An 8,239-nucleotide genomic window follows, 5' to 3' on the forward strand; every position below is an offset into this window, starting at 1 on the left:
CAAGGAGCGCGAACCATGGACGCGGTCGTTGCCAAACCGCAGTCGTTCAAGTCCGACCTGAAACCCGTGTGGTGCCCCGGCTGTGGGGACTTCGCGGTGCTGTCCGCCATCACCCGCACCCTGACGGAACTGGGCCTGCCACCACGCGAGGTCGCCCTGATCTCCGGCATCGGCTGCTCGTCGCGGCTGCCGGCCTATACCTCTGTCTACGGCTTCCACGGCGTGCACGGCCGCGCGCTGCCGCTGGCCAGCGGCCTGAAGCTGGCGCGCCCCGATCTGACCGTGCTGTCGGTCGGCGGCGATGGCGACGGCTTCTCCATCGGGGGCAACCACTTCGTCCACGCCTGCCGACGCAACGTGGATCTGACCTACATCGTCATGGACAACAGCGTCTACGGCATGACCAAGGGCCAGGCTTCGCCCACCACGGAGGCGGACTGGACCGGCTCCAAGCTGACGCCGGAGGGGCCCGGTCTGGCGCCGTTCCGGCCGCTGGAGATGGCCCTGTCGTCGGGCGCCAGCTTCATCGCGCGCGCCTTCTCCGGCGACCCGCTGGAGCTGACCCGCCAGCTCTGCGCCGCCATCGAGCACCGCGGCTTTTCCTTCGTGCACGTGCTCAGCCCGTGCGTCACCTACCGGCCGGAACAGAAGGGCTGGCGGGCGCGGGTGCACGGCAGTTTCGAGGCCCCGACCGCCGACCGCCGCGAGGCGTTCCTCCGGCTGCTGGACGACGACGGGTTCGCCACCGGCATCCTGTACCAGGGCCGGGAGACGCCGTTCCAGCCCACCGCCCAGGCCACCGCGCCGGTCGCGGCGCTGGGCGCCCAGTTCGCGGTCTGACGGAGGCCCCGCCCCTCATGCGCATGGACACGGTCTCGCCCATGGACACGCTCGAAGACTTCATCGCCCACGCCATCGCCCTGGAGGAGGACTCGGCCATCCGCTTCGACGACATGGCCGACGCGCTCGACGTGCACCAGAACCACGAGGTCACGGTCCTGTTCCGCAAGATGGCGCACTTCTCGCGCCTGCACCTGGCGGAGGCGCAGAAACTGGCGGAGGGCCTCACCCTGCCCCGCTTCAAGCCGTGGGAGTACAAGTGGCCGCAGGCGGAACCGCCCGAGACGCCGGAGCTGGACGCGACGCACTACCTCATGACCCCGCATCACGCCCTGGTGATGGCGCTGGAGAGCGAAAAGCGCGGCCACGCGTACTACGCAGGTCTGGCGCAGAGCCACGCCAACGCCCGCATCCGGGAGTTGGCGCAGGAGTTCGCCGAGGAGGAAGCCGAGCATGTGGCCCTGCTGGAGGCCATGATGGCGAAATACCCGGCGCCGCCGGCCGACTGGGACGAGGACATGGACCCGCCGGTGTCGGTGGATTAGGAGACTGCCCGTGACCGACCTGCCGACCACCATGCGCGGCGTCTGGCTCACCGGCCATGGCGACCTTGAGCGGCTGGAGACACGCGACGACATCCCCGTGCCCCGGCCCGGTCCGCGCGACGTCCTGATCCGGGTCGCCGCGGCCGGTGTCAACAACACCGACATCAACACCCGGATTGGCTGGTACTCCAAGAATGACGGTGACGCGGCCGACGCCAGTTGGGCCGGCACGCCCCTGCGGTTTCCCCGCATCCAGGGCATCGACGTGTGCGGGCGCATCGTGGCTGTGGGCGCGGAGGTCCCATCCGAGCGGCTGGGCGCGCGCGTGCTGGTCGAGCCCTGCCTGCGTGAGGCCGATGGACAGGCGCTCCAGTCCCCCTGGTACCTGGGGTCGGAATGCGACGGCGGGTTCGCGGAATACACCGTGGTCGCATCCCGGCACGCTCATGCCGTCGACAGCCCTCTGAGCGACGTCGAGCTGGCCTCCTTCCCCTGCTCCTACTCGACGGCCGAAGGCATGCTCACCCGTGCCGGCATCGTGGCAGGCGCGCGGGTGCTGGTGACCGGTGCCTCCGGCGGTGTCGGCTCGGCCGCCGTGCAGCTCCTGAAGGCCCGCGGGGCCTCGGTCATCGCCGTGACCAGCGCCGGCAAGGTGGCGGCGCTGCGCGACCTGGGCGCCGACGAGACCCTGCTGCGCGACGACGACGTGGTCGCGGCACTCGGCCGTGACAGCGTCGACGCCGTCGTGGATCTGGTGGGTGGGCCGACGTGGCCGGCCCTGCTCGACGTCCTGCGCCCGGGTGGACGCTACGCCGTCTCGGGGGCGATCGCCGGACCGATGGTGGACCTGGACCTGCGCACGCTCTATCTCAAGGACCTGACGCTGTATGGCTGCACGGCGCTGGACCCGGAGGTCTTCCCGGCCCTCATCGGTCACATCGAAACGGGACGCATCCGGCCGATGGTTGCCGCGACGTTTCCGCTCGACCGCATCCGGGACGCCCAGACCGCCTTCCTGTCCAAGGCGCATGTGGGAAAGATCGTCCTGACCGTGGATGCCTGACCGGCTCCGACGGCATCGGGACGCCCGCCACGCGCCCGCCCTCATGCCCCCGCCCGGAGGTCCTTTCCCCATGACCGATTCCGCCCCACAGTCGCTCGACGGCCCCACCCTCGCACCGGCCGCCGGCGGTCCGCCGCGCCGGCTGGTGGTCCTGCTGCACGGCTACGGCGCCGACGGCAGCGACCTGATCGCGCTGGCGCCGCATCTGGCGCCGGTGCTGCCGGATGCCGCGTTCTTCGCCCCGCATGCGCCGGAGCCCTGCGAGGTCATGCCGGTCGGGCGCCAGTGGTTCAGCTTCACGGCCTATGACCCGGACCTGTGGCGGCGCGACGCGGCCAACCTGACCGCCGCCCTGGATGTCATGGCGGCGGGCGCGCGGGGCGCGGCGCCGGTGCTGAACGCGTACCTGGACGGCCTGCTGGCGACCCATGACCTCGGTCCCGAGAGCCTGGCGCTGGTCGGCTTCTCCCAAGGCACCATGATGGCCCTGGACGTGGCCCTGCGCCGCTCCGCCCCGGTCGCCGCCGTGATCGGGTTCTCGGGCGCGCTGACCGGCGCGGCGAGCCTGGCGGCGGAGATCACGGCCCGCCCGCCCGTCACCCTGGTGCACGGCGAGGACGACCCGGTCGTGCCCTTCCCCGCCCTGGGCCATGCCGAAGCGGCCCTGCGCGCCGCCAACGTGCCCGTCACGGCCCATGCCCGCCCCGGCCTGGGCCATGGCGTCGACCCCGAGGGGCTGGAGATCGCGGCGGCCGCCCTGCGCGCCGCCTGGCCCGGCGCCGACGCCTGAGCGCGGATCGCACCAGTATCACCACCGATGAACCGTTTCGCCTTTCACGTTGTTTCCGGCCGGAGTAGGGTAAGCGTCGGCGGCAATGAAGTGTCGTTGCGTCTCGCGTCCGGCCCTTCGGACGCTGGGAGGGGTCCGGGGGGGACCGCGCACAGAACGCGGAGCGGTCGGAATGAATATCTTAGCGCGCCTTGTCCTGGCGCTTGGGGGCGTGTCCCTGATCGCCGCCGTGGCGGTGGCTGTCGTGTTCACGCTGTTCATGGAGCGGCTGACGGATCAGGCCGCGGAACAGCAACTTGCATCCCTGTTCAGCCGGCTCGACACCAGCCTGGCGGCGGAGGGGGAGCGGGCGCTCTCGCTGGCCACGGTGGTGGCCGAGAACCCGACCGCCAGCGCCGCCTTCGACGCGGGTGACCGGGAGGCGCTCCTGGCCATGTATCGGCCGGCGTTCGAGCGCATGCGCGACGACTTCGGGGTTCGGCAGTTCCAGTTTCACACCCCGCCGGCGACCTCGTTCGTCCGCATCCACAAGCCGGAGAAGTTCGGCGACGACCTGTCGGGCTTCCGCAAGACGGTGGTGGCGGCCAACCAGGAGCGCACCCCGATCCGCGGCCTGGAGCGCGGCGTGGCCGGCCTGGGCATGCGCGGCGTCTCGCCGGTGTTTCACGACGGCGCCCACGTCGGCAGCGTCGAGTTCGGGCTGTCGTTCGGCCAGCCCTTCTTCGAGAGCTTTGCGGCCGCCACCGGCGCCCGCGTCGGCCTCTACCTGCAGACCGACGGCGGGACGTTCGAGCCCTTCGCGAGCACCGACGCCAACGGCCGCCGCTACCTCACCGATACCGACCTGGCGGCGGCCCTCGACGGCACGCCTGTCACCGAGGAGATCACCGACGGCGACATCACGCTCGCCCTGATGGCCCGACCGGTCCAGGACTACCGCGGCCGCAACATCGGGGTCGCCACCATCGCGCTGGACGCCACGCCGTTTCACGAGCGCATGGCCGATGCCCGCTGGCTGGCGGTGATCGCCACGGTCGCCGCCCTGCTGGGCGCCTTGGTCATCGGCACGCTGATCGCGCGCGGGATCGCCGGCCCGGTGCAACTCGTCACCGATGCCCTGGTCCGGTTGTCGAAGCGCGACTACACGGTCGCGTTGCCGGACGCCAAGGGACGCGGCGAACTGCCGCGCATGATCCGTGCCCTCAAGGACTTCCGCGAGAAGGCACAGGAGGTGGACGCGGCGCAGCGCAGTCACGCGGCCCGCGTTGCGGATCTGGAGCGGCAGGCCCATGACGTTGCGTCGCAGGCCCGCCTGAACCTGCGCGGCACGGTATCGGCGGCGATCCAATCCAACGAGGCGATGATCACGCTCGCGCACATGATGTACGAGGTGAAGACGGCGAACACCCAGACCCAGACCGTCGCCTCGGCCGTCGAACAGATGGAAGCGTCGACCCGCGAGATTTCCGGCACCTCGGAGCAGGCCGCCCACGATGCCGAAAGCGCCCGCACCGCGGCCGGCGAAGGGGTCACCGGTGCCGGCAAGGCGGTGGAGTCCATGGAAGACATCTATACCGCGGTGCGCGGCGCGGCCGACCGCGTCGACACCCTGGCGGAAGCGTCGGCGCAGATCGGCGAGATCGTGCAGCAGATCGAGGACATCGCCGACCAGACCAACCTTCTGGCGCTGAACGCCACGATCGAGGCGGCCCGCGCCGGCGACGCCGGCAAGGGCTTCGCGGTGGTGGCCAACGAGGTCAAGAGCCTCGCCAGTCAGACGGCCCGCGCCACCGAGGATATCCGGGGCCGCATCGCCACCCTGCGCGACGAAATCGCCACCATCGTCGAGGCCATGGACACCGGCGCCCGCGCGGTCGAGGACGGCCGCGGCGTGATCAGCGGCCTCGGCGGACAGCTCGAAGGCATCGCCGGCGGGATCTCCGGCGTCACCGAGAAGATGCAGGCCATCGCACATCTTCTCGGACAACAGACGCAATCGGCGCGGGACATTGCGAGCGGCACGGCGGCGATCGCGGATGTCTCTGGCCGCAACACCGAGGAGGTCCAGCAGGCTATCGATTCCATGGATGACGCCACCGGCGTGCTCAACGAGCAGGTCAACCGCTTCGCCAGCCTGGCCGGCTCCCTCGTCATGGTCGAGGTCGCCAAGAACGACCACGTGCTGTTCAAGAAGCGGATCGTTGATACGGTGATCGGTCGCGACACCTGGAAGGCGGAGGAGATCCCCGACCACACCGCCTGTCGCCTGGGGACGTGGTACAAGGAGGTCACCATCCCGGAGCTGCGGAACCATCCCGCCTATCGTGATCTGGACGCGCCGCACGCGGAGGTGCACCGGCACGGCCGCGAGGCGGTTCGCAAGGCCGCCGCCGGCGACATGGACGGGGCGCTGCAATCGCTCGACGCCCTGAACACGGCCAGCCACGCGGTGGTCAACCGCCTGAACGATCTCTCGGCCGTGGTCGAGGGGATGGAGGATCGCCGCCTGAAGGAAGAGGCGCAGGCCCTCTAAGCCCCATGACACGGACCGCCATGACCGCATCCGGACCCGAGGCGCTCGGTCCCTGTCCGCTGTGCGGCCGGCCGATGATCGCCGGCCCCAGCGTGGAGCGCCACCACTGGACCCCCCGGACCTTCGGGGGACGCGAGAGCGCCGCGATGCATCAGGTATGCCATCGCATGGTGCACCGCCTGTTCGACGAGGCCACCCTGGCGCGTGAGCGCAACACCGCCGAGGCGCTGCGCGCCCATCCCGACATGGCCCGCTTCCTGACCTGGGTGCGGCGCCAGCCGCCGGAGTACATGGACTGGGCCGAGCGTCCCGGCCGGCACGGCCGCAAGGGCGCCGCGCGGCGGCGGCGATGACCGGCGCCGGGACGGACTGGCCCCTCCGCCGCCCTCGTCTGCGCTGGACCGCCGACGGCACGCCGGAAAGCCTCGACTTCGGCGACGTGTTCGCGGCCCGCGCCGGGGCCGTCGCAGAGGTGTGCCATGTCGTCCTGGACGGCCTGGGCGCCCCGGACGTGTGGCGCCGCCCAGGCCCCTTCGTCATCGGCGAGACGGGATTCGGGACCGGCCTGAACCTGCTGGTCTGTTGGGACCTGTGGCGGCGCACCGCGCCGCCGGGCGCGCGGCTGCACTGGGTCTCGGTGGAGGCGTTCCCGCTGAGCGCTTGCGAGGCCGCCCGGGCGCTGGCCCGCCTGCCCGCGCTGGCCGACCTGGCAGCGCGGCTGGTGCGGGCCTGGCCGCCGGCCCTGCCCGGCCTTCATGCGCGGGCGCTCGACGACCGGGTGACCCTCACCCTGGCGCTGGGAGACGTGCGGGACGCCCTGCCCGCCCTGACCGGGCCGGTCGACGCCTGGGTGCTGGACGGCTTCGCGCCAGCGCGCAATCCGGCCATGTGGGATGCGGCCGTGCTGGCCGAGGTGGCGCGCCTCAGCCGCCCCGGCGCCCGCCTCGCCACCTACACCGCCGCCGGCGCGGTGCGGCGCGGGCTGTCCGACGCCGGCTTCAGAGTCGCGCGCGCCCCGGGGTTCGGCGGCAAGCGCGATTGTCTGCGGGCGGTGTTCGAGGCAGGATCGTCCAGCGTCCCCGCCACGCCACACCCCAACGGCCCCCGGATCGCGGTGATCGGGGCCGGCATCGCCGGCTGTGCGGTGGCGGCGGCGCTGCGCCGGCGCGGCGCCGGCGACGTGGTGGTGGTCGATGCCCGGGGCCATCCGCGCGACAGCCTGCCCCCCGCCCTGCTCGGTCTGCTGGAGCCGCGCCTTGAGAAGGCGGACTCCCCCGCCGGCCGCCTGCATGCCGCCGCCGCGTCGCAGGCGATCGCGCTTTACGACGCCCTCGCCGCCGCCGGCCTCAACCCATGGCGCGGCCCGCGCGGGGTGCTCGCGGCCGACCGGGGCCGGCGCGATGACGCCTGGCGCCGCGCCGTCGTGGATCGCCTGAGTTGGCCGCCGGAGCGTCTGGCGCTGCTGGACGCCGCGACGGCCGCCCGGACGGTCGGCACCGCCCCACCGGGCGCAACCGCGCTGTGGCACCCCCGGGGCGGCGCACTGGCGCCGCCGGCGTTGCTGCCGGCGCTGCTGGGCGACACGGCCGTGATGACCGCCGCCGTGGCCGCCGTCACGCCCCGCGACGATGGCGGCTGGCGCGTGTGCGACGCGACCGGCGCGGCGCTTCTGGACGCCGACGCCGTGGTGCTGGCGACCGCCTCGGACACCGCCAGGCTGTGGCCCGCCGCCGCGCTGCCATTGCGGCCGACGCGCGGACAGGTCAGCCTCCTGCGGGCCGCCGGGCCGGACGCCGCGCCCCGCGTCGCCGTCTCCAGCGGGGCCTACGCCACCCCCGCGATACCGGACGGCGCCGGCGGCTGGATCCGCATCCTCGGCGCCACCCAGGAGCCCTGGCGGCCCGGCGATCCCGACCCCTACGCGCCCCGGGCGGGCGACGACGCCCGCATCCGCGCCAACCTGGCCGCCGTCTGGCCGGCCCTGGCCGACGCGCTGGCGAGCGAACCGACGGTCGCGGCCCTGGCCGGCCTGCGCGCCACCACGCCCGACCACCTGCCCCTGGCCGGCCCGCTGTTCGACGCCGCCACCGTCGCGGCCAACCAGGGCGATGCCTTGCGCCGGACCGGGCGCGCGCCCGCCCCCCCGCCGGCGGTGACGGGCCTGTTCACCGTCTGCGGGCTGGGCTCGCACGGCCTGACCATGGCCCCCCTGGTGGCCGAGATGGTCGCCGCCCAGATCACGGGCACGCCGTGGCCCGTCACGGCGGACCTGGGCGCCGCGCTGTGTCCGGCCCGCTTTGCGGTGCGGGCGCTCATCCGGGGCCGTCCGGTCGGCGCCTGACAAAGCCCATGCGGGGATTGCGGGTCGATGTGCCAGGGCTATCGCATTTGGCCGATGATGGTTCTGGCGAAGTCGTTGGTCCAACCACAGCGCTTGCGTTTGCGACGGATGGAGATGCCGGGCCGGG

Annotated in this window: 7 protein-coding genes; all 7 read left to right on the top strand. The window is 72.8% G+C overall.

Translation table 11 applies throughout. The features are described 5' to 3' along the window. Positions 1–15 precede the first annotated feature (15 nt). The 7 genes from GGD88_RS13875 (at position 16) to mnmC (ending at position 8,112) form a co-directional block, all read left to right on the top strand. Positions 16–840 (top strand): 2-oxoacid:ferredoxin oxidoreductase subunit beta, encoded by an 825-nt coding sequence (locus GGD88_RS13875; RefSeq protein ID WP_184436439.1) that lies wholly within the window; start codon positions 16–18, stop codon positions 838–840. A gap of 17 nt (positions 841–857) precedes the next feature. Beyond that, positions 858–1,385 (top strand): ferritin-like domain-containing protein, encoded by a 528-nt coding sequence (locus GGD88_RS13880; RefSeq protein WP_246423772.1) that lies wholly within the window; start codon positions 858–860, stop codon positions 1,383–1,385. A gap of 10 nt (positions 1,386–1,395) precedes the next feature. Continuing rightward, on the top strand, positions 1,396–2,448 hold the full coding sequence (locus GGD88_RS13885) for a zinc-binding dehydrogenase (protein WP_184436440.1): 1,053 nt from the start codon (positions 1,396–1,398) through the stop codon (positions 2,446–2,448). 70 nt (positions 2,449–2,518) lie between these two features. Beyond that, the gene (locus tag GGD88_RS13890) at positions 2,519–3,238 is read left to right on the top strand and encodes an alpha/beta hydrolase (protein ID WP_184436442.1); all 720 of its coding nucleotides are present in this window, start codon (positions 2,519–2,521) and stop codon (positions 3,236–3,238) included. 172 nt (positions 3,239–3,410) lie between these two features. Then, a complete protein-coding gene (locus GGD88_RS13895) occupies positions 3,411–5,771 on the top strand; it encodes a methyl-accepting chemotaxis protein (protein ID WP_184436444.1) in 2,361 nt (786 codons plus the stop codon). Between the two features lie 20 nt (positions 5,772–5,791). Then, on the top strand, positions 5,792–6,124 hold the full coding sequence (locus GGD88_RS13900) for an HNH endonuclease (protein WP_246423773.1): 333 nt from the start codon (positions 5,792–5,794) through the stop codon (positions 6,122–6,124). Continuing rightward, positions 6,121–8,112 carry a bifunctional tRNA (5-methylaminomethyl-2-thiouridine)(34)-methyltransferase MnmC2/FAD-dependent 5-carboxymethylaminomethyl-2-thiouridine(34) oxidoreductase MnmC1 gene (gene mnmC / locus GGD88_RS13905; protein ID WP_184436446.1) on the top strand — a complete coding sequence of 664 codons (1,992 nt, stop codon included), beginning with the start codon at positions 6,121–6,123 and terminating at the stop codon, positions 8,110–8,112. The genes GGD88_RS13900 and mnmC overlap by 4 nt, the downstream gene beginning before the upstream one ends. Positions 8,113–8,239 lie beyond the last annotated feature (127 nt).

Origin of the sequence: Roseospira goensis (genome assembly GCF_014197795.1) — a bacterium.
GTDB classification, from domain to species: domain Bacteria; phylum Pseudomonadota; class Alphaproteobacteria; order Rhodospirillales; family Rhodospirillaceae; genus Rhodospira; species Rhodospira goensis.

Excerpts from the sequence above, each read along its gene's own strand:
- mnmC (WP_184436446.1), top strand. The coding sequence starts at position 6,121 with ATGACCGGCGCCGGGACGGACTGGCCCCTCCGCCGCCCTCGTCTGCGC.
- GGD88_RS13890 (WP_184436442.1), top strand. The coding sequence starts at position 2,519 with ATGACCGATTCCGCCCCACAGTCGCTCGACGGCCCCACCCTCGCACCG.
- GGD88_RS13900 (WP_246423773.1), top strand. The coding sequence starts at position 5,792 with ATGACCGCATCCGGACCCGAGGCGCTCGGTCCCTGTCCGCTGTGCGGC.
- GGD88_RS13880 (WP_246423772.1), top strand. The coding sequence starts at position 858 with ATGCGCATGGACACGGTCTCGCCCATGGACACGCTCGAAGACTTCATC.
- GGD88_RS13895 (WP_184436444.1), top strand. The coding sequence starts at position 3,411 with ATGAATATCTTAGCGCGCCTTGTCCTGGCGCTTGGGGGCGTGTCCCTG.
- GGD88_RS13875 (WP_184436439.1), top strand. The coding sequence starts at position 16 with ATGGACGCGGTCGTTGCCAAACCGCAGTCGTTCAAGTCCGACCTGAAA.